Source organism: Kitasatospora sp. NPDC022785 (assembly GCF_055561295.1).
Window position 1 is genome coordinate 1 of sequence record NZ_JBVHHB010000041.1, and the last position, 20,092, is coordinate 20,092.

The 20,092-nt window shown below is 70.2% G+C and carries 17 protein-coding genes and 1 pseudogene; 6 read left to right on the top strand and 12 right to left on the bottom strand.

What is annotated here, in order from left to right; genetic code table 11:
• Positions 1-292 precede the first annotated feature (292 nt).
• Positions 293-1,108 (top strand): hypothetical protein, encoded by an 816-nt coding sequence (locus ACZ3YO_RS37750; protein WP_465578531.1) that lies wholly within the window; start codon positions 293-295, stop codon positions 1,106-1,108.
• Between the two features lie 346 nt (positions 1,109-1,454).
• On the opposite strand, the gene ACZ3YO_RS37755 is transcribed toward ACZ3YO_RS37750, so the two are convergent.
• Positions 1,455-1,832, bottom strand: a complete 378-nt coding sequence (locus ACZ3YO_RS37755) for a winged helix-turn-helix transcriptional regulator (RefSeq protein ID WP_465555320.1) — start codon at positions 1,830-1,832, stop codon at positions 1,455-1,457.
• Positions 1,833-1,930: 98 nt separating this feature from the next.
• Between ACZ3YO_RS37755 and ACZ3YO_RS37760 the strand changes: the two genes are divergently transcribed.
• A complete protein-coding gene (locus tag ACZ3YO_RS37760; RefSeq protein WP_465578533.1) occupies positions 1,931-2,566 on the top strand; it encodes an NAD(P)-dependent oxidoreductase in 636 nt (211 codons plus the stop codon).
• 798 nt (positions 2,567-3,364) lie between these two features.
• Here ACZ3YO_RS37760 and ACZ3YO_RS37765 read toward each other — a convergent pair.
• The 7 genes from ACZ3YO_RS37765 to ACZ3YO_RS37795 form a co-directional block, all read right to left on the bottom strand.
• Complete coding sequence (locus ACZ3YO_RS37765; RefSeq protein WP_465578535.1) at positions 3,365-3,730, bottom strand: hypothetical protein; 366 nt, start codon at positions 3,728-3,730, stop codon at positions 3,365-3,367.
• Between the two features lie 35 nt (positions 3,731-3,765).
• Positions 3,766-4,683, bottom strand: a complete 918-nt coding sequence (locus ACZ3YO_RS37770) for an RNA polymerase sigma-70 factor (protein WP_465578537.1) — start codon at positions 4,681-4,683, stop codon at positions 3,766-3,768.
• Positions 4,680-5,873: an NAD(P)/FAD-dependent oxidoreductase gene (locus ACZ3YO_RS37775; RefSeq protein WP_465578539.1), complete on the bottom strand. Its 1,194-nt coding sequence runs from the start codon at positions 5,871-5,873 to the stop codon at positions 4,680-4,682. Before ACZ3YO_RS37775 ends, ACZ3YO_RS37770 begins: the two co-directional genes overlap by 4 nt.
• Before the next feature lie 293 nt (positions 5,874-6,166).
• Positions 6,167-6,913: a hypothetical protein gene (locus ACZ3YO_RS37780; RefSeq protein ID WP_465578541.1), complete on the bottom strand. Its 747-nt coding sequence runs from the start codon at positions 6,911-6,913 to the stop codon at positions 6,167-6,169.
• Positions 6,914-6,933: 20 nt separating this feature from the next.
• Positions 6,934-7,437 (bottom strand): SigE family RNA polymerase sigma factor, encoded by a 504-nt coding sequence (locus ACZ3YO_RS37785; RefSeq protein ID WP_465555306.1) that lies wholly within the window; start codon positions 7,435-7,437, stop codon positions 6,934-6,936.
• Between the two features lie 890 nt (positions 7,438-8,327).
• Positions 8,328-10,031, bottom strand: a complete 1,704-nt coding sequence (locus ACZ3YO_RS37790) for a DUF885 domain-containing protein (protein ID WP_465578543.1) — start codon at positions 10,029-10,031, stop codon at positions 8,328-8,330.
• A gap of 442 nt (positions 10,032-10,473) precedes the next feature.
• Complete coding sequence (locus ACZ3YO_RS37795; protein ID WP_465578545.1) at positions 10,474-11,001, bottom strand: SRPBCC family protein; 528 nt, start codon at positions 10,999-11,001, stop codon at positions 10,474-10,476.
• A gap of 66 nt (positions 11,002-11,067) precedes the next feature.
• Here ACZ3YO_RS37795 and ACZ3YO_RS37800 point away from each other — a divergent pair, with 66 nt between their 5' ends.
• The gene (locus ACZ3YO_RS37800) at positions 11,068-11,667 is read left to right on the top strand and encodes a helix-turn-helix domain-containing protein (protein WP_465578547.1); all 600 of its coding nucleotides are present in this window, start codon (positions 11,068-11,070) and stop codon (positions 11,665-11,667) included.
• A gap of 83 nt (positions 11,668-11,750) precedes the next feature.
• Positions 11,751-12,150: pseudogene (locus ACZ3YO_RS37805) on the top strand (transposase); the annotation flags it as partial.
• Between the two features lie 934 nt (positions 12,151-13,084).
• On the opposite strand, the gene ACZ3YO_RS37810 reads toward ACZ3YO_RS37805, so the two are convergent.
• Complete coding sequence (locus ACZ3YO_RS37810; protein ID WP_465578549.1) at positions 13,085-13,666, bottom strand: peptidase inhibitor family I36 protein; 582 nt, start codon at positions 13,664-13,666, stop codon at positions 13,085-13,087.
• A gap of 176 nt (positions 13,667-13,842) precedes the next feature.
• Between ACZ3YO_RS37810 and ACZ3YO_RS37815 the strand changes: the two genes are divergently transcribed.
• Both ACZ3YO_RS37815 and ACZ3YO_RS37820 read left to right on the top strand, forming a co-directional pair.
• Positions 13,843-14,895 (top strand): helix-turn-helix domain-containing protein, encoded by a 1,053-nt coding sequence (locus ACZ3YO_RS37815; protein WP_465578551.1) that lies wholly within the window; start codon positions 13,843-13,845, stop codon positions 14,893-14,895.
• 1,095 nt (positions 14,896-15,990) lie between these two features.
• Positions 15,991-16,287, top strand: a complete 297-nt coding sequence (locus tag ACZ3YO_RS37820) for a helix-turn-helix domain-containing protein (RefSeq protein WP_465578553.1) — start codon at positions 15,991-15,993, stop codon at positions 16,285-16,287.
• A 356-nt stretch (positions 16,288-16,643) separates the two neighbouring features.
• Here ACZ3YO_RS37820 and ACZ3YO_RS37825 read toward each other — a convergent pair whose 3' ends face one another.
• From ACZ3YO_RS37825 to ACZ3YO_RS37835, 3 genes are all read right to left on the bottom strand, one after another.
• Entirely contained in the window at positions 16,644-17,654 is a 1,011-nt protein-coding gene (locus ACZ3YO_RS37825) for a hypothetical protein (RefSeq protein ID WP_465578555.1), read from the bottom strand.
• A gap of 2 nt (positions 17,655-17,656) precedes the next feature.
• Positions 17,657-18,118 (bottom strand): DUF2199 domain-containing protein, encoded by a 462-nt coding sequence (locus ACZ3YO_RS37830; RefSeq protein ID WP_465578595.1) that lies wholly within the window; start codon positions 18,116-18,118, stop codon positions 17,657-17,659.
• 485 nt (positions 18,119-18,603) lie between these two features.
• Positions 18,604-20,079, bottom strand: coding sequence for a phospholipase A2 (locus ACZ3YO_RS37835; RefSeq protein ID WP_465578557.1), 1,476 nt, complete (start codon positions 20,077-20,079; stop codon positions 18,604-18,606).
• Between the last annotated feature and the right edge of the window lie 13 nt (positions 20,080-20,092).

Genomic DNA, 20,092 nt, shown 5'->3' on the forward strand with positions numbered 1-20,092 from the left:
CATACCGCGATTCTGGCGTACGAAGATCAGCTCTGTTCGACCGCCCCACGCTCCACCCGGCCACCGACTTGACGGCTTGGCGCCGTGAGGTGTCTTGATGGTCCGCCCCGGAAACCTTGGTGACTCCTGGACACCTTGAGGCCCAGGAGCGACACCTTGATGGTGGCTCCGGATCCGTCGAGCTTGTTCTTTAAGGTCGGACCGGGCCAGTTTCGAGGTGCGGCACCGGGTCGCCAACCGCGCCGAGCAAATCCGTTGGCACCGGCAGCCTTCGGATGGCAAGACTGCACTGGTGAACACCCTGCCGCCGTTGCCCGGCCCGCTCCCGCTGCCAGTACCGGACCCGCGTTCCCGCGACGTCGTTCTCGACTACGCGGGCATGCACGCCCTGGTGGCCGACCTCGTTCTGCCCGGCGACGCGTCGATGTACGTCATGAGCGCGATGGAAACGTCCCGCGAGCTCATCCGGCACTCCTACTACCGGTACGAGTTCGCCACCGTCGCCGTCACGCATTCCCTGTTCGCCCTGGAGCACGTCCTTGCCGAGCGTCTGGCGATCAACGAACCACTCCAGGACCTCATCGAGCGGGCCACCGACGCAGGGCTCATCACGGCCGAACTCACCGCCGAACTCGACCGCAGCCGACTACTGCGCGACGAACTCACGCAGGGCACCGTGACAAGTGCCGCCCTCGGCCCGGCCAGGGCCATCGCCATGGTGCGTGCCGTCCTCGATGCTGTTTCCCTCCTCCTTCGCCCACCATCCTCGGCAGACGTGGCAGCCGTCGACATGAGCGGAGCCCAGCCTGAAGACCGACTCGCCCGGCTGGGGGAGGAGCACCGGCGCGCCCCGTTCCCCGACAGCTTCCGCGGCATTGACATTGAGGGCGTGGAGCTGATCCTCCTGGACGCCGACGTCGCCGGTCTTGTCCAGAGAGAGCTGAACGGTGGGCTCGACGACAGTGGCATTGCCATCCTCTGGGCGTGCATCGCCGACCTCGACAAGATCGTGCCCCTGATCAACTCGGGGTACTGCGCCTCCTACTTCGCGAAACTTCGGACGATGGCCAAACTCGCGGCAGCGCGTTGCCTTCCCACCGCGACCTGACCCTTGGAGTCGAAAGCGGAATCTCCCTCGACCTCGTCTTCACGGTCATCAGCATCCGGGCGACCAGCGGGTGGGCGTCCGCGATGGCCTGGAGGTCGCGGATGCGCTGCCGGGCGGCCCGCTCGCCGGTGTCGGCCAGGACGAACAGCAGCCGCGGGAAGACCACGTAGTGCTGCTGCCAGGCCGGCAGGGTTGCTCTGCGCGCCGGCGGTGCGCAGCCCTCTCTGGGGGTAACCCCGTGGTGCGAGGCGGGTGGAGTCCACTTTGTGCAGCTCGGCGCCGGGTGAGGTCAGAGTGGCGGGTGCAACAGGTATGGCGCCAACCGTCGTTCGGATGGCCTGGCGCGTCAGCCGGTGGGTGTGCTCCGCTCTGCTGCCTCGCGGGCGTCAATGAGCTCGTCCAGGTGAGTTTCGGCCCATGCGCGGACCACGCCCAGTAGATCGAGGAGACTCCGGCCGAGCGAGGTCAGTTCGTACTCGACGTGGCGGGATGGTTCGACATGGACGGTGCGGATGACGTAGCCGTCACGTTCCAGGGTCCGGAGTGACTGGGTGAGGACCTTCGGCGTGACGTTCCGCAGCGGTGTTCGTAGTTCGGAGAACCGCCGTGGGCCGTCTTCAAGACACTGGATGATCATCCCGGCCCACTTGTCACCCACCCGGATCGGCATCAGCTCAGAGGGGCAGAGCGGGTCGAACATGTCCGGGTCCAGAGGCTTTGTCACAGGGGCCACGGTAGTTCGGTATCCAGGAGGTAACCATGGGTCCGGCTACTTTGCGGAGTCAGCAGGCAGAGCTTGTCGAGACGAAGCGAGGTAGCCGCATGGGCAAGATCATTGTTTTCGGCGCAGGTGGCCGTGCTGGACGGGCAGTTGTCGCCGAGGCGGTCCGGCGCGGGCACCATGTCACCGCGGTCGTCCGGGATCCGGACAAGTACCGGGATCTCGAAGGGGCGGGAGTCCGCCTGCTCGTCGGTGATGTCACCGACGCCGACTCCGTTGCGGACCTCGCGAACGGGCAAGACGCTGCGATCATGGCTGCCTACGACCCTGGCGCCCAGGCTGACGTGTTCTTCAAAACCGCTGCGCAAGCGCTCTCGGACGGGCTGCCGAAAGCCGGTGTGGGCCGGTTGGTCGTCGTCGGCCTGGCGGCCGTTCTGGAGACCACCGACGGGACGCCGTTGATGGACAGCCCCGGCTTTCCGCCGGAGTACCGGCCCTTCTGCCTCGCTCATGCAGCCGGGGCAGGTGTGCTGCGCACCTCGACTACCGCGCTGGACTGGCTGATCGTCAGTCCAGCGGGCGACTTCGATCCTGACGGGACGCGCTCTGGGCGCTACTCCACCGCTTCCGCCGACGCTGCCAGCCGCATCTCTCACCACGACTTCGCAATCGCCTTGCTCGACGAGATTGATGAGCCTCGACATCACCGCACTCATGTAGGCGTTGAGACGGCGTGAACCGGGCCGCCGCCGCGACAGCCGTCGTGCCGTGGCGGCTTCAGGGACCCGTGCACGGTGGGACATCGCAGATCAACCGCGTTGGTTAAGGGCTCTTGCCAGGTCCCGGTTGGCCTCCCGTGCGGCATCCAGGTCGGACCGAGCCTCTTCCAAGGCCTCCGTGTCCCGGCCTTCGCCGTAACGGTGGTAGACCTCGGGCAGGAAGTCCAGCGGCGCGCACTCGTCGCCCGCCTTCCGGGCGCCGGCCACGAACGCGGCCTGGGTGCGGGTGACGGCCAGGATGTGCCCGACCCGCAGCCGCGCCTCGGGTGGCGCGCGGTTTCTTGATCGGTTTCTGTTGGGTGGGATCGCTGTGCGGGGTTCTGGCCTGTGGGTATCGGTGACGGGTCGGGAATCGTGGGTTGTCTGAGATGTCCTGGGGTTGCTTGCTGGTCTGTCGGTAGCCCCACAGGTGGGCGACGTGTGGTTTGTCGGGGTTCAGCTGGTGCGTGGGTGGTGGATCCAGGTCCACAGGAGGTCGCCGGGTGGGGGTGCGAGGCGTTCGAGGCGGAGCTGGTGGGCGGTGTGGGTCGGGAACGCGGTGATGGCGGGATGGGCCTGAGGCGCGGGGCGTTGTCGTGGCTGCCGGGGCAGGCGTGCGGTGGCCAGGACACGGGCGAGAGTGATCGTCTCGGGGTAGGTGACGAGTTCTCGCGCGTACGGGGCCCAGGACTGTGTGGTCGGTGTGGCGTGGGGGTTGGCGTCGGCGAGGTAGTGGAGCCGGTGCTGCCGGCGTGCGGCGCGGTGGGTCTGCTGGTCCTACCAGCGGGTGGTGATGGCGCCTGCCCAGCTGGGCGCCGCGGCGGCGCGCGGGTGGCGGATCAGGCGCTGGTGGTCGCGCCAGGCCTGGCCGAGTTCGGGCAGGGCGGCGGTGGTCAGGCTGGTGTCGGGGCCGTGGCTCCAGTGGTGGTGGCGCGGGCACAGGGTGCGGTGCGCGGGCGGGTGGAGGTGGGCTAGGTCGGCGGTTCCCCGGGTGTGGCGCAGGGTGCAGGCAGGACACGCCCGCACGGGCTGCTCGCCTCTCTCCAGCGGCTGCCAGGCGGCGGTGGCGGCCGTGTCGGGTGCCGACACCTCGCCGGGCCCGGACCCGGCGGTGGGGGAGCGGCGGCCGGGCCCGGCCACCACGGGGATTCCGGAGGGGTCCACAACGACGGGGCCGTTCAGGGGAGTTCGTGTCGAGTGCCGTCGGCGACGGCGTGGAGTTTGTCGGGGTTGGCCACGTTGTGGATGGCCGAGATGCGGCCCTCCGGGTCGAAGTCGAAGGTCATCGTGGCGACCACCCGGTCCGGGCCGTGGAAGACCACGCCCGGGCCGCCGTTGATCCAGGTGAGCTCTGCCCGCATCTGACCGGGTTCGATGCCTTGGTAGGTCGCGGTGCCGAGCGCGGCGAACCATCCGGCCACGGTCTCCAGGCCGATGACCGGCTTGAGGGCCTGGCGGACCTTGCCGCCGCCGTCGGTCCACAGCGTCACGTCCGGGGAGAGCAGTTCCATGAGGGTGTTGATGTCGCCGCCCGTCGCTGCCGCGAAGAACCGCTCGGTGACGTCGCGTTGGCGGGCGCGGTCCGCCCTGAACCGGGGCCGGCGGGCCTGGACGTGCTCGCGGGCGCGGTGCGCGGCCTGCCGGACCGCCGCCTCCGAGCGTTCCACCGCCTGGGCGATCTCCGCGTAGCTGAAGGCGAAGACCTCCTTCAGGACGAACACCGCGCGTTCCAGGGGGCTCAGCGTCTCCAGGACGACCAGCAGAGCCATGGAGACCGAGTCCGCCGTGGCGACGCCGTCGGCGGTGTCCGGGCCGGTGAGGATCGGCTCGGGCAGCCACGGCCCGACGTAGGTCTCGCGCTGGTGGCGGGTCGAACGCAGCCGCTCCATCGACAGGTTGGAGACGATCCGGGTCAGGTAGGCCTTGGGGTCGGCGACCTGGGAACGGTCGGCCGCCGACCACTTCAGCCACGCGTCCTGGACCACGTCCTCGGCATCGACGGCGGAGCCGAGGATACGGTAGGCGACGGAGAAGAGCAGGGTGCGGTACTGCCGGAAGGCGAGCTGGTCGGGGCCGGCCGGTTGCGGATGGGTCACTTGGCGCTCCTGATGCGGGTGTAGCGGCCGCCGTGCGGCCAGAGGGCGCCCGAGGCGGGCATCTTCTTCATGCGGAGAAAGGTCGGCCACGGCGCTGCGGTGACCGTCTCCTTGTACTTCGCGGCCCGCTTGCCGGTCAGCACGATCCGGCGCGGGCTGTCGTCGGGGTGGGTGAACTGCACGACGGCGTCGCCGCGGCCCAGGCTGACCGGGGTGTGGTAGTAGCCGAAGCGGAAGGGCTTCGGCTCCTTGCCGGCCAGTACCCGCAGGATCGACAGAGCCGCGTGCACTCCGGTGGGCATCCCGCTCTGGCAGGTCCCGTGCATCACGCCGAAACCCTGACGGATCGCCGCCGCATCGCCCACGGCGTAGACGTCCGGGTGGGAGACCGAACGCAACGCGCTGTCGGTCACCACCCGGCCGCGCTCGTCGACGGTCAGGCCCGCGGCCGCGGCCAGCGGGGACACGCGGGTGCCGCTGGTCCACAGCACCGCGGCCGCCTCGATGCCGGAGCCGTCCGCGAGCTCGACACTGTCCGGCAGCACCTTGACCACCTCGACGCCGCTGCGCACCTGCACGCCGAGCCGGGCGAGCGCCGCGTCCAGGTAGGCCTTGGCCTTCGGGTGCATGCTCGCGCCCGGCTCCTGCCGGCCCAGCAGCACCACCTGGAGTTCCGGGTGCCGCTCGGCGATCTCCGCGGCGGCCTCGATGCCGGTGAGACCGCTGCCGCCGACCACGACGGTCCCGCCGTCGAGCCGGGCCAGCCGGTCGGCGAGGAGGGCGGCGTCCTGCGGACTGTTCAGGGTGTAGGCGTGGTCGTCCACGCCGGGGACGGCGACGGTGTCCGCGATGCTGCCCAGGCCGTAGACCAGGGTGTCGTAGCGCAGGATGCGGTCGTCGTCGATCCGGACGGTCTTTGCCTCGGCGTCCACGGCGGTGACCCAGCCGCGGACGAAGCCGGCCCCGGTGCCGTCCAACAGTTCCGGGACGTTCATCTCGGCCGTCTCCTGGCCGGTGGCGGTCATGTGCAGCCGGAGCCGCTCGGTGAAAGTGTCGTAAGGGTTGACCAGCGTCACTCGCAGGTTCCCACGCTTCCTTGTGCGGGCCGCCAGCTGGATCGCGGCGGAGAGCCCGGCGTAACCGGCGCCCAGGACCAGGACCTCGTGCTGCTGCGCTGCTGTCGCGTTCATCGTTCTACTGCCTCTTTCGTGTCGACCGTTCCCGCCGTGCGGACGACCACCAGACGCAAGCTGCCCTTCCGTTCGTGACATGGGAATGATGTGACCCGCGTCACCTCGCGAAGAGAGAGTGGCCGCGCACGGCATCAGCACCGTCGTCGGCGGCGAACCGGAGGCGCGAACGGGCCTGCGCCGCCTCTACGGCGCCCTCACCCGCGCCGTCTCCGGTCGCGCCGTCCTGCACGCGGCACCGCTGCCCGAGCACCTGGTCCAGCGCCGCCGGTACGGAGTACCCGCGCCGCGGCTCAGCTCGGCGCGTTCATCGGGACACCCTGGAGCACTGCGGCCACCTCAGGGGCGCGGACCAGGGCTTCGAGGTCGTCCAGTGGGGCCGGGCCGACGTCGTGGCCGCCGCCGCTGGGAACACCGCCGAGTCCGAACACCTTTCCCTGCGGGGTGGCCAGCGTGACGCCGGTGACCGGGTTCGTGGTGCCCTTGCTCAGCCAGCCGGTCGAGCCGTCCGAGAGGGTGACCGATCGGCAGTCCGCGAAGTACGCCCGCCCGGCAGGCCCGGCCGCGTCGCAGGGGCTGCGCGGATACGTCCCGGCCGGGAGTGGGTTGCCCATGACGGCCGCGACCGCCACGGTGCCCCCGTCCTCACGGACCAGCTCGAAAGTGGTCGGGCCGCTGCCGTCGACGACGTTCACGTAGCCCGCCGGAAGGTTCGCCCGCAGCGCGGCGAGCATCCGGTCGTGCCACTTGTCGAGCTGGTGCATGCCGTCCTGGCGTACCGGCCTGCCCGTGCCCCCGGCCGCCGGCCCCACCGACGTCGGGCGCGATCCCACCGCTACCACCGTGCCCGTCCCGCACAGCGCCAGCACGGCCAGCGCGCCCACCCCGACCGCCAGCCGCCTCCTGCGGCGCAACCTGCGACCGCCTGTCCGCACCTCGTCCAGCACCGGCGGCGGGTCCGGCTCCGGCTGCGCCAACACCTCCTGGAACAGGGCGGCGGTCATCCGGTGGACCTGCTCTGCGTCGTTCTGCGATGTCATGCCTCTCTCCTCTCCCCGCGTCAGATTGCGGCGATCTCGCTGAGCGACTCACCGAGGATCGCCCGCAGCTGGGCCAGGCCCCGGTGTGCGTCGGAGCGCACGGCTCCGGTGCTCACGCCGAGGATCGCCGAGGTCTCCTCGATGCTCTGGTCCTCCCAGTAGCGCAGCACCAGGACGGCCCGGTAGCGGGGCGACACCTGGGCCAGCGCCGCCAGCAGCGCGAGCCGTCGGTCGTTGTCCGGCCCGGCCGCGGCCTGCTCCGGCAGGTCCAGGCCGGTGAGTTCACCGCTGGAACGCCGGCGCCGGCCGTCGATGTAGGTGCGGGTCAGCGTGGTACGGGCGTAGCCCGCCGCGGACTGCGGGTCCCGCAGCCGCGACCAGCGCGCGTACAGCTTGATCAGCGTGGCCTGCACCAGGTCCTCGGCCCGATGCCAGTCCCCGCACAGCAGATACGCCGTGCGGCGCAGCGCCGCGTAGCGCGCCGCGACGAACTCGTCGAACTGACTCTCACGTTCCGGTGACATCCGATCCCGGCCCCCTGCCCCGATTCGCGGCGCCGTCGTACCGGCGCCACCAGTAGTCACGCATCGGGCCGCGCGAAATGTTGCGCCGAACCCCGCCCGTCAGCCGCCGATCAACTCGCGCCACTTCGCGGCCTTCACGGGCGCCGCCACGCCCGCCCCAGCCGCCGCCCTCGCGGGCCGCGCCATCGAAGCCGCGCCATCGAAAGGGCGTACCGGCTCTCGTCGGGCAGCCAGTAGCGCCTGCGCTGGATGTTCTAGATGAAAACAGATTTCATTCTTCTATGGTTCTCGCCACCGCTCCTGGAGGACGTCATGGCCCGCAACGAAGTGCGCCCGCGCCGCGATGCGCGAAGCGAACAACCGCTGGCAGGCGATGACCCGTTCGTCCCGTTTCCCGCGCGGGGCAGCCTGCCACACCACGGTCCTCGGCCCACCGCAGTCGGTCCTCCTCCACAGGATCGGCGACCTCACCTGCACGGCACGGCAGTGGGCGCGCGGCCGTCGACGCCGTCGCCTGGACCCGCGACAACGCCGACTCGGACACCTCGTCTGCCGCGCCCAGCGCCCCTGGCGCCAGCGCCCACGCCCGCACCGGCAACTGCCCGCGTATCAGCAGACAGCAACAGGAGAACCATCAGCGCCCTGGCCGATGTGGCCCGGCGACCACAATGCGACCACCAGGTGACGCAGCAACAGAAAGAGCCCCGGACGAAGACTCATACGTCACCCTCTCATAGTGGTCACGTGTCTCAGCCTGGTCGTGGTCGGGCGGGCGCCCCAACGACACTGGACCGCACATCGGGCCGGCCGGTGCGCTGCCCTGGGGGGCTCCTTGCCCTGCCAGGACAGCGCGGTTCGGCGCTGCGCGGCTCGTCCGACGCTGTCGGGACCTACAGCGCCGAGAGGTTGCCGGCCAGATCGTCCAGGCCCAGGGAGCCCTGGGAGAGGGCCTTCATGTGCCAGGTCTTGAGGTCGAAGGAGGGGCCCTGGCGCCGCCGGGCGGCTTCGCGGCCTGCCAGCCAGACGCGTTCGCCGAGCTTGTACCCGATGGCCTGGCCCGGCCAGCCCAGGTAGCGGTCGATCTGGCCGCCCCGCTCCTCGGCCGAGGCGCCGTTGTAGGTGGCCATGAACTCCGCGGCCAGGGCCGGGGTCCAGCGCTCGCCGGGATGGAAGCCGGAGTCGGCGGGGATGGCGAGCCGCAGGTGCATCCCGATGTCGATGATCACCCGGATGGTCCGCAGCATCTGCCCGTCCAGGAAACCCATGCGGTAGCCGGGTTCGGCGAAGAACCCCAGGTCGTCCATGAGCCGCTCGGCGTACAGTGCCCAGCCCTCGATGTTGGCGCTGACGATGCCCAGCGTGGCCTGGTAGCGGCTCAGCCGGTCGGCTACGGCGACCCACTGGGCGAGCTGCAGGTGGTGGCCTGGCACGCCCTCGTGGTACCAGATGCTGACGAGCTGCCAGGTCGGGAAGGACTCCCGGCCGAGTGTGGGCAGGTAGGTCCGGCCGGGGCGGCTGAAGTCGAGGCTGGGGCCCGAGTAGTAGGGCCCTCCGACGCTGCCCGCGGGCGCGATCAGGGACTCGACCTTGCGTATCGGTCCGGTGATGTCGAAGTGGCGGCCGTCGAGGGCATCGATCGCCCCGTCCATGAGCTGCTGCAGCCAGTCGCGGATGCCCTCCTCGCCCTTGACCGCGTGGCCGTGCCGCTCCAGGTGGCGCATGGCCTCCAGCGGAGTCGAGCCGGGCAGGACGCCGGCGGCCGCGGCCTGCATGTCGGCGAGAGTCCCGTGGAACTCGCTCCAGGCCCAGTCGTACGCCTCCTCCAGGTCGAGGTCGGCGCCGGTGTTGTAGCGGGCGGCACGCAGGTAGCGCTCGGGGCCGACGGCGTCCGGCGTGCCGGCGGCGGCGGGGGCGTAGGTGTCCCGCATCCAGTCCCGGAACTCCGCGACCGCGGCGGTGGCTCGCAGGGCGGCGGCGTCCAGTTCGGCGCGGAGCGACTCGGGACCGCCCGCGACGAAGCCGGCGAACCAGCCGGCGCCAGCGCCCGCCTGCGGTCCGGCCGCCCGGTCTGCCGTTCCTCCGGTCCAGGCGGTGAGCTGGCCGATGACCACGTCCACCTGGCGCGGGGCGGCGAGCAGGTCGCGGGAGATCCCCTTGGTGAGGGTGGCCCGGTAACCCTCCAGCGCGCCGGGGAGATTGCGCAGTCGCCCGGCCACGGCCGCCCAGTCCTCGTCGGTGGCGGTGGGCATGAAGGTGAAGATGTCCCGGACCTGGTGGACGTGGGCGCCGATCGCCCGCAGCTGGCGGTAGTTGTCACCGGCGTCGTGGACGGCGAGTTCGGCGGTGAGTCGCTCCCGCAGCAGCCTGGCGCAGGCCAGCTCGGCGGGATCGGTCGTCACCGGGGCGGCGTCGAGTGCGGCGAGGGAACGGCGTGCTATCTCGGCGTGGGCCTCGAAGCCCTCCGGCGAGAGGTCCGGCTGCCGGTCGTCGCCGGGGTGCAGGCCCAGCCATGCGGATTCCAGCGGGTCGTGCGCTGCGACCTGGTCGAGGTAGCTGTCGGCGATGGCGCGTGGGGTGGTCCGTTCATCTGACATACCAGCATCATGACGCACTGTCATCCTGAGCAGCCAGGAGCGGTCACTGTGCTCGTCCTGTCCCCACGCACCCCCGTTCCGGAACGGGGGGACCGCTCGGTTGTGACGTGGTTCCTGGCCGCCTGGCTCCGGCATCCGGGCTTCCATCTGGTCAAGTGACGGACTCGGCCGCTCTCGGCCCGCGGCTCAGGTCGCGCCGCGCCGCAGCCACGGCGACGCGGTCAGCACGCCTGCACGGTACCGAGCAGCCAGCTTCGATCCGGGTGGGTGCGCCACGAGGCGCCATGACGTCGAGATGTCCGGGGCGCTTCCTCCGAGACCCTCCTCGTCCGCGCCTTCGTCCAGGCCGCTCGGGACCATCTCGACGGCCGCCCCTGCATGCGAGCTCGCTGGACGGGGCGAGCGCGGCGCGGCGGAACCCGGTGCGCCGGCAGCAGCGCTCTCAACGGCGGGCTTGCGCCGCCCTGCTCGCGAGTGTGTCGACGGCTTGCTGGAACTGGCGTCGCCAGCGTGAGGCGATCATCGGCTTGGTCAGGCCGATGACCGTGCCGTCGAACACCTCGGTATTGCCGATTCGGGTTCCCCCTCCAGGGCGCGCGGTGAAGGTCCACAGATGGCAGGAGCGCACCCCGTTGGCATCGCCGGACCAGGAGGCGCGGCGAGCGGACTCGGCGATGCCGACGGTGACGTGGTCGGTGGTGGTTCCGGCGGGAAAACCGAGGCGGAGAGTCTGGTCGAAGGTCGCACCCGCCGCGAATCCGGGCGGTCCGGTCCATTCGGTGCCCTGGTGCAACGGCGACCAGGACGGCCAACTGCCCAGATCGCTCCAGAGCGCCCAGATGTCCTGCGGGTCGGCAGGACTGTCGGCTGTCGCGGTGACGATGAGCGTTTTCCAACCGGGCTCGGCTACCCCGACCCCCTCCAGGCAGAACTGGACATCCGGGTGAGCGGCTGGGTTCTGGCTCGTCATGCTCGACTCCCTCGGGTACATTATCTCGGAACTCAGATACAACATCCTGGTCGCGGAGGCAGTGCGGTGTCAACAGATCCAGCAGAGGCAGTCAGCGCGACGTTGGCGGCGAATCTGCGGGCCGGAAGAAGAGAGCGCGGCTGGCGCCTGGAAGACCTCGCCTCTCGCAGCGGAGTCAGCCGCGGCATGCTCCAGCAGATCGAAACGGGGCAAACCAATCCCAGCATCGCGACGGTCGCCCGCATCTGCGCCACACTCGGGATCTCCATCGGACAACTCGTCGAACCGCCCGACGATCTCGGCCACGTGACGACCGCCGCCGACATCGACGTCCGGCGAGCCGGACGTGCCAGCGAGGCGAGGCTGCTCATCAACGACGGCCAAGCTCCGTTCGTCGAACTGTGGGATTTCGTCATCGCGCCGAACGACGAGATCAGCTCACACGCCCATCCCGCCGGCACTCGCGAGTTGATCCACCTGCATCAGGGAGAACTCGACGTCGAGGTCGGCGGAGCCTCGTTCCACGTCCCGGAAGGCGGGTCGGTACGCATCCGAGGCGACCGGACCCACGTGTACCGAAACCCGACCGCTCAGCCGGTCCGGCTCACCATGACCGTGGTCTACCTCGGCAACCAGGACCCGCGCTACACCCGGCCAGCCCTATGACACGGTCCTCTTACTGATCATTTCAAAATGAGTTCGGCTCAGGGGCTTGGCAGTTGAGGTGGCCGGGCGGCAGAGTGCTGCACGTGTCGGATGATCTTGTGCCTGATGACCTGTGGGAGCGGGTGGCTCCGCTGTGCCGCCACGTCCGCCGCGACGCCACCGCTACCCCGGCCGGCTGCCCGCGGACGACCGTGCCGCCCTGCGCGGCATCGTCTACGTGCTGTGCAAGAGCGTGAGCTGGCGGGATGTACCCGCCGAGCGGACCGGCTGCAGCGGAGTCACCGCCTGGCGGCGCCTGCGGGACTGGACCGAGGCCGGCGTGTGGCCGCGCCTGCACGAGGTCCTGCTCGGCGAACTGCGGGCGGCGGGGCTGTTGGAGATGGACGACGCCGCCATCGACGGCTCGCACATCAGGGCACTCAAACGGGGGCTCACACCGGACCTTCGCCGGTCGACCGGGGCCGGCCGGGCAGCAAGCACCACGGTGGCGGTCGGCATGGCGCCGGGGGGCGGGGTCAGGGGTTGGGGCCGAGACGGGATCACGCCCTCCTGGCCCTCGTCCAGGCCGTCCTGCTGTACCCGCTGCGCCCGGTCCGTCGTCTCAGCCGGCCGTTAGGCGCTTGACCCCACCGGTGTTCGGGACCAGGAGCAGAGGCGCGTCGCCCCCCGGCGGTTCACCGCCCGTACCAGGATCAGCGCGTCCCATCGGCAAGAGCTCAAGGACCGAATCGAGGCTGCACGGCGGCTGCACGGCTACCAGCAGAAGCCGCCGGCCGGGACCCCGAGCAGCGGACGAGGGCCCGGACCAACTCAGCGCTGAAACCTCGGAGGGAATTGCCGTCTGGATTGCGCTCTCCCCGGAACCGGACGGGACGGTCACCCTCACCATGTCCGTCAGCGGCGCTGACGTCGCGTACGCTCCGGACTACGCCCGCCCGCTCTCGCCCCTGACACCGGACACCGAGGACCCCTACTGGTCGCACTGAGCCGAGCACATCCCCCAGGACGACAACATCACCAGCACCGAGCTCGAGCGGCCTGTCAAGGCCGGGTGCCCTTGGCGGGTGGTGTTGCGGCGTTCTCCGGGCTGGCCGGTGCGGGGGTGTGCGATACCAGGAGCCGTGGAGCCCCGGAGCGGGGCCGGACGGGGAAGACGGTGGATCCGATGCGGGTCGGCGAGGCGCGGGAGTGGACCGGCGAGGCGGTGGTGGGTGCGGTGCGCGCCGGCTTCGCGTGGGAGCACGAGCACTTCCGGTAGGCCAAGCACCCGGCACCGGAACCGGCGTTCAAGGCCGGGCGGGAGCGCGCCGGGCACGCCTCCTCCCGCGTGCCCGAGGTGCCCGCGGGGCGCAGGCGTCATCGATCACGGTCGCGGCCCGAGTCCTCGGGCCGCGACCAGCGGTTGATCAGGCGGCTCCTAGCAGGGGCTGAGCCAAAAGACCCAGCCCCAGGGGGCGGCGGAGTCCGAGCTGTAGCCGCCGGGCGACGTCCAGCCGAGGTTGCGGTTCGAGTCGTAGAACTTGGCGTGCAGGGTGGCCCGTTGGTTGTTGATCCACGAGCCGGTCCCGGACCAGGGAATGGACACCAGGTAGTTGCACGTGAAGAGCGTCAGGACGTCACCGGTGTAGTTGGGGCCGCTGTAGGCGCACACGTACGTGTACGGGCAGGAGGCGGCCAGGCTCGTCGCGTCACCCGCCGCTGGGACGCTGCGGGCCTTCTGCTCCCCGGGGAGGGCGAGCAGCAGCTCCCCGCCGTTCAGGGCGATCTTGTTGGCCGAGACCTGGGTGCCGCCGGTGGTGGCCAGGTAGGCGTCGACGCGCTCCTGGAGGCTCTTCGCCTGGGCGTCGGTCAGGCCGAGGCCGTGGGCCTGGGCCGAGAAGTCCGGGGTGGTGGCGGCGCCGGCCGCACTCGCGGTGCCCACCAGTGCGAGGAGGGTCATGACCAGCGCGGCGAGAATCCTCGCGGGCGAGCCGGAGCCGGGGGTTCGGTGCTCTGTCACGGTGTCACCTCTGGGAATCGAAGGATCGTGTCGTGTGCTGGTCACATCGTTGCCGCGCACCGGCGCCCGGGTCTTTGGCGCTGCGTGCGAACTTCCTTGGCACCGGGCGCAGTCGGCGTCCGTCATGGCCGACAACTGCCTGGACGCGGGCCGGCTGCGACCCGGATCATCTCTCTGTGTTCACGTCAACCGAAGCAGGGGCGTGCGGGTCGGCACCCGAGGCGCTGGTGTCGGTCTCCACCGACGGGGTGGTTCCACCGGACCGGCTGGAGTGGTGGAGCTGCCTGATGGAGACCGACGTCATGCCCGTGGCGCTCACCAGCGACCACGAGGGCGGCTTCCGCGGGAGTGCGAGGGCGGTCGATCTGCCCGGCGCCCGGGTGGCGGAGTTCGCGTTCTCCCCGATGTCGGCCCGTCGCGGACCGGCCCAGATCCGGCGTTTCGACCCGGAGCAGTACCACCTGTTCCTGGTGCAGGGCAGCCCGATCCAGCTGGAGCAGTCCCGCAACGTCGCCAGCCTCACGACCGGCAGCCTGGCCGTGTTCGACACCTCCCGCCCGCTGGCGGCCGACTTCTTCACCCGGGACGACCGCAGGCACCGGGTCACGCTGATGCAACTGCCCCGGACCGCCGTGCCGCTGAAGGCCGACCGGATGGAGCGTCTGCTGGGCCGTTCCCTCGCCGTCCGATCGCCCGCCGGGGGGCTGCTCGGGCACTTCCTGTCCGGCTTCCTGGACAGTGCCGGCCACGGCGGCCCGGCAGAGCTCCGCCGGACGGGCGCCATCGGTGTCGATCTGGCCGCCGCCTACTTCGCGGGCCTGCTCGACGCACGCGACGCGCTGCCCGTGGAGACCCGGGAGCAGGTGCTGCTCGCGCGCGTCGACACCTTCATCGAGCACAACCTGGGAGACCCGGAGCTGTGCCCGGCCGTCATCGCCGCGCACCACCACATCTCGCTGCGCACCCTGCACCAACTGTTCCGGACGCGGCCCGAGACGGTCGCCGCCACGATCCGCCGTCGCCGTCTTGAGCGCTCCCGTGTCGACCTCGTCGACCCGCGGCTGCGCCACCGCACGATCGGGGACGTCGCCGCCCGCTGGGGATTCCGCGCGCACGCGGACTTCAGCCGTGCCTTCCGCACCGCGTACGGCGTGGCACCCAGTGATGTCCGAGGGCCCGATCCGCAGGGACCGGGCGTCGAGGGCGTCAGTCGCCGCGGAGGCGGATGAAGGTGGCGGCGGGTGGCCGGTCGGTGAGGCTGAGTTCGACGTGCAGGGGGTAGGGGTGGTGAGAGGGTGGTCGGGGTCGCGGCCGGGGGAGCCGAGGAACGGGCGGACGGCCTCGGCGACCTCGCGGGCCTGGACGGGGGCGAGCCGGGGGAGGTGAGGAGGATCCGGCCGTCGTCGAGTTCGAGGACGAGCGCGTGCGGCCGGGAGGCCGGGAGGCCGGTCCGGTGACGGCGCGGGCGAGGGCGTCCAGGGTGTCGCCGCGGCGGTACTTCACCCAGGCCCGGCGGCGGGCGAGGTCAGGGCTTGAGCAGGCCAGGGAAGAGTCGGTCGAGGTCACGCCTGGCGTTGGCGGCCAGCGTCCTGGGGTCGCGGGCGGTCCATTGGTGGGTGCTGCCCACCACCTTGGCCCCGGACTCGAAGAAGCTGCCCTTGGAGGGTAGGGAGCCTGTGGAAACCCGGGCGGTGAAGGTCGGGCAGGAGGGGCGCGGGAGCAGCAGGACGGGTCCGTCGCCGAGGTCGAAGTGGTCGAGTGAGCGGGGAGCCGTGCCGCAGCTCGACCGTGGGCTGGCTGAGCGACCACGACCACAGGGCGGTGACCTCACCGGGGGTGTACGGGCGCGAGGCCGTCGATGCGGACAGCTTGACGGGGCGCCCCGTGGCCATCTCCGGGCCGATCACGGCCTCACGAAGCCGCAGCAACCGCGAGCGGTAGTTGCCGCGCGTCGCCTCCCCTGCCGTGGGGCAGCCCACCAGCACGAACCGCTCGATCACCTCCCGCGACAGCCAGCACTGCGCGCTCGACGCCATGCCCTGCCCATCGGCGAACACTGCGAGGCGGGCAAGCGGGCCCAGGAGCTCGCGTGCGGTGTAGGACAGCAGCGGTTCCGCCTCCTTGACGATCCGGCGGACCTCTGGAGCCAGCCGGGGCCAGGACGACGGGGCGGGACGCGGGGTGTAGTTGTCGATGTAGCGGGAGATGACGGACCGCCACTGATAGAAGCCGGCAGGAAGGTTGCTAACGGACTCGCACGCTAGTGGATTAGCACCCTTTGCCGGGGCGGAACCAGTGGATCGGAGTGGGAGAGACTGGACGACGTGCCTGGAGACTCTCCCCGCGCGCTCGCCCCGCGCGCCTTCGTCCTCACCGGGACCTGGCCCGATGCCGCACTGGCCGAGCACCACGGTGCCCGCGTCGCCCAGGCCCTCGCTCGCCGCCTCGCCACCGTCATGAGCGACCGCGGCATCAGCGCCAACCGGCTCGCCCGCGACTCCGGGATCAACCGGCAGACCATCGCCAACGTCCTCGCCAGCTCCGGCTGGCCGGACCTGTTGACCATCGCCAGCCTTGAACGCGCCCTCGAAACTGATCTGTGGCCCGGACGCGCGATGTGACCCGCTTTCTTTCTGGGTCCTTGATGGCTTCGGCCAGTGGTAGGTCAGCAAACATAAGCCTGACGCTATCCAATCGGGAATCAAAAAACCGAATCCGACAGCCAGGTCCCACTCGAAAGAAGTAGTACAGGGGTAAGGAAACGCCAGGTGGTCAACCGTGGTCGGGAGGACATACCCCTCGATTATGTGCGCGCCAGGAATGTCCGGAAATTCGACGGGAGGTAAGGAAAGGAAAGTCTCCGGAAAGCCTGTCAGGCCCAGGCGCCGCCCCGTTGCATGCATGCCTGTCGCGAGCCGTTGATCCCTTGCTACTGAGGAAACCTGCCGGGCAAGCTTGCTTGGTGATCGACCCGTAGTCAGGACCACGGGTCGTCGCAGTCTCCGATGTCTGTCATGTCGGGGTCCAACATGCTGCGCAGGCAGCGGTGGAGGCTGCTTCCCCTAGCGGTTCCCACCGCGCGCATCCACGGCAGCGGCGCCATCAACCGGGCTGTCTCACCGGTGGCGAGATCGTCCACCGTGGCGCGTAGCTCGTTCGGGACCGGCAGATCGGTGAGGCATAGCCACCCCAGCGCGGCGCTCACGCGTACCTCGGGCGGTCGTGCGGGGTCGGACCAGCAGGCCCGCATCCACACCATCGTCTCCAGGTCCTGGTGTGCCCGGGCCAGTTGCGCGATTGCCAGGACCAAGCCCGCGCGTACGGCCGGGTTGTGCTCGGCGAGCAGGCGGGAGCGGAACACGGCAAGGACGTCTTGCGCGCGGTCGGAGGCGGCTGCCAGCACGTACGCGGTGGCGATGCGCACTGCGTGGTCGGGGTCGTCGAGCAGGGGCAGAAGAAGATCGGTGTCCGCGGCGATCGCGCCGCGGGCGGCCTGCACCGACCAGTTCTGCAGGTAACCGGTGACCTCGAAGGACCATTCGTCATCGCCACGGAATCGCAGCATGTCTGCACGCGTGCAAACGCCCTGGTGCCGCATGCGGGCTGCCTCGCCCACCACGGTCAGGGCCTCGGCGCGGTAACCGGCCTCCGGACCGGTACCGATCCGAATCAGGAAGGGCACCGCCGGCGCGACCGCGGCCCTCATGTCGTCGGCACACAGGCCGATCAGCACACCGAGCGCCCAGTCAACGGCGGCGTCGTCGTCCGAGCGCATCCGCTCCATGACCTCCCGAACCCTGCCGCCCTCCGGGAAACGGTCCCATGGCACCTCCTCTAGCAGGAACCGGTCCTTGGCCTCCGGACGGATACCCGCCACCACCGCGCGAACATCGAGGGGCCCACCTATCTGGTCGAGCGGATCCCCGTCCACGAACGCTCGCACCACCCCCCGGTACGCCGGGTCGTTCTCCCAATCCTGGCCGGTCATGGTCAGGAGCCGTCGTTGGCAGAGTGGAGAACGGCCTCGGCGATCTCGCGCACACGATCCCGGGTGATGCCCGTCCTCTGCTCGACGGCAAGGGGGTGATCGGTGGGTTCGAGCTCGATGAGGGGCCGCTGGCCGACCGGCCTCGTGTGGAGGTTGGTCTTCAGGTTGATGGTGCTGGGCGAGTAGATGGGAAGCTCGGTGGTCAGCCAGCCGAAGTACGGCTTCTCGGATTCGCGCCCTGGTGAGTCCCAAAGGTCTGCGGCGCGGGCGAAGTTCTCGCGGCTCAGGGAGACCCAGACGCCCCAGGAGAAGACGTCGCTGCCGCCGATGACCGGTATCTCGATCAGGCCCTTGACGAAGTAGTGCTGTGCTTTGATGACGCACTGATCCGACGAGAGCAGGCAGTCAGGGGCGTCGGCGAAGCTCGGGTCCCAGACGTAGGGGGCCGTTGTCGAGTAGTTCATCGGCAGCTCTGCGTGGTGCTCGCCGCAGCACGAGCAGGTGAACCCGGGATCACTGGTCATGGGCGGAAGCCTAATGATCAGATCGGACACCCAGAGCGGGCTCGGAGCGGGAAACGATCACGTACAGCGTGGGAGTGCGCTCTGCTCAGCGCCTGCGTAGGCCCTGATCAGAGGGTTTCGTCGGTGCTCCTGGAGCGCTTCAGCAGCGTGCTGGGCAGCCGCCCGCACGCCGCGCCAGGAGCGTGTTCTCCAGGCCAAACGCGGGGCCGGTGCTGGCCAGCCGAGTCGAACGTATCGACACCGGCCAGGCTGCCCAGGACGACGAAGAGCCCGAAGCCCTGGCCGGCACGTAGATCGCCGCGGCAGCGGCTCCACCAGACGTGGCCGCAGGCGTCACTCTGTGGCCACGCCTGGCTGGGTGGATGGTGCTGGGCTGGTCACCACTTCGAGGTGGTGACCAGCCCAGCACCGCCATCGCGGGTCGTTCAACCGAGGGCCACCACGGCTGCCCAGTAGGTCCGGGCGGTCCCGTGGCAGGTGTCACGTTGGATCTTGGTGGGCTGGACCGGCCAGTAGGAGGCGTCGCAGACGGCATCCATGTCTTGGAGGAAGACCTTGTCGACGCGGTCCTTGGGCGAGGGCTCGAGGCCGCTGAGGCCCTTGAACCGGAAGCTGCCCTCGCCGAGCAGCTCGCGGTAGTTGCGGTAGCCGAAGTCGTGGCGGATGCAGGCGTTGGTGAAGTCGAAGCGGAACGGCATGTCGGGGGCCGGGGAGTTGCAGACGTTCGTGGACCAGTTGAACTCGTACCGGTCGGGCGTGCCCTTTCGGTTGGCGGCGTAGGCGTTCAAGTACGCGTCGGTCGCGGCTTGCCCTGTTTGCACCATGTGGTCGAGGGCAGCGATCTTCTCCGCCTGGGGCGCCGGGGAAACGGGTGCGCCGGCGGCGGCCCAGTTGTTGTGCTTGTCCCAGGTGTAGCGGTACAGGGCGGCCCCGTCGGGGGTGATGCCGTAGAGCTGGCCGCCGGAGCTGGTGAACGCGGATCCCGGCTGGCCGATCTTGTTCCACGTCCCGCTGCCGTTGTGCTTGTGGATGTCACCGGTTCGGGAGTCGACGGCGAAGAGGGTGTCGGAGGCGATGATCCGCTCGGTGCGCACTGTACGGACGTTGGTCCAGGCACTGGCCTTGCCGTCCTTGCCGTTCCACTGCCAGACACCGGAGTGGTCGGGGGAAAGGCCGTAGAGGTTCTCGTCGGTGACGGCGAACTCGGCGCCGGGCTGACCGATGACGCTCCACTGGTTGGCGCTGCCGAGGTAGCGGGAGATGTTGCCGGTGTCGCGGTCGGTGGCGAACAGCGGGCTGTCGGACGGCTTGGTCAGCGCGGCGGGGCCCCGCTGCTTCATCGCCGGGGTCACGCCCGTGTAGGTGTAGAGGTGGGCGGCAGGGGAGCCGACCTTGCGCCAGGTGTCGCCGGGGCCGGTGTGCTCCCAGACCCCGGAGCGGTCGGCCGGGATCTTGTAGAGGTGCTTGTTCGTGGCGGCGAGGTCGGCGACGGGGCCGCTGATGCGGGTCCAGTCATCGGGCTTTCCGTTGTACTGGTAGACGTCGCCGGTGACCGGGTTGGTGGCGTACACGGTGTCCACGCCGGCGTAGATGGTCTTCGCCGGGCCGCCGATCCTCTGCCAGGCCGCCCGCCCGGGGCTCCACAGGTACACCGCAGAGCCGTTCTTGGGCAGGACGTACGCTCCCTTGCTGCTGGCGACGACCTTGGCCATGTTCACAGTCGGGGTGGTCTTCTTCTGGGTGGGCTTGCCACGGGTGGCGGCGTTGGCGCTCACGCTGATGGCGAGGACGGCTGCGATGATCAGCGCGATCATCCTCAGCAGGCGCACGGCCTTGCCCCGCCCGGGGCGGGGCGGGGGGCCGTCGGTACCAGTCGTGAAGTCGGGCTCGGGGTGGGTCATTTCGGACTCCTTG

Bases quoted from the DNA above. Each gene is read 5' to 3' on its own strand.
- ACZ3YO_RS37760 (WP_465578533.1), top strand. From the start codon at position 1,931: ATGGGCAAGATCATTGTTTTCGGCGCAGGTGGCCGTGCTGGACGGGCA.
- ACZ3YO_RS37775 (WP_465578539.1), bottom strand. From the start codon at position 5,873: ATGAACGCGACAGCAGCGCAGCAGCACGAGGTCCTGGTCCTGGGCGCC.
- ACZ3YO_RS37780 (WP_465578541.1), bottom strand. From the start codon at position 6,913: ATGACATCGCAGAACGACGCAGAGCAGGTCCACCGGATGACCGCCGCC.
- ACZ3YO_RS37785 (WP_465555306.1), bottom strand. From the start codon at position 7,437: ATGTCACCGGAACGTGAGAGTCAGTTCGACGAGTTCGTCGCGGCGCGC.
- ACZ3YO_RS37790 (WP_465578543.1), bottom strand. From the start codon at position 10,031: ATGTCAGATGAACGGACCACCCCACGCGCCATCGCCGACAGCTACCTC.
- ACZ3YO_RS37795 (WP_465578545.1), bottom strand. From the start codon at position 11,001: ATGACGAGCCAGAACCCAGCCGCTCACCCGGATGTCCAGTTCTGCCTG.
- ACZ3YO_RS37825 (WP_465578555.1), bottom strand. From the start codon at position 17,654: ATGACCGGCCAGGATTGGGAGAACGACCCGGCGTACCGGGGGGTGGTG.
- ACZ3YO_RS37830 (WP_465578595.1), bottom strand. From the start codon at position 18,118: ATGAACTACTCGACAACGGCCCCCTACGTCTGGGACCCGAGCTTCGCC.
- ACZ3YO_RS37835 (WP_465578557.1), bottom strand. From the start codon at position 20,079: ATGACCCACCCCGAGCCCGACTTCACGACTGGTACCGACGGCCCCCCG.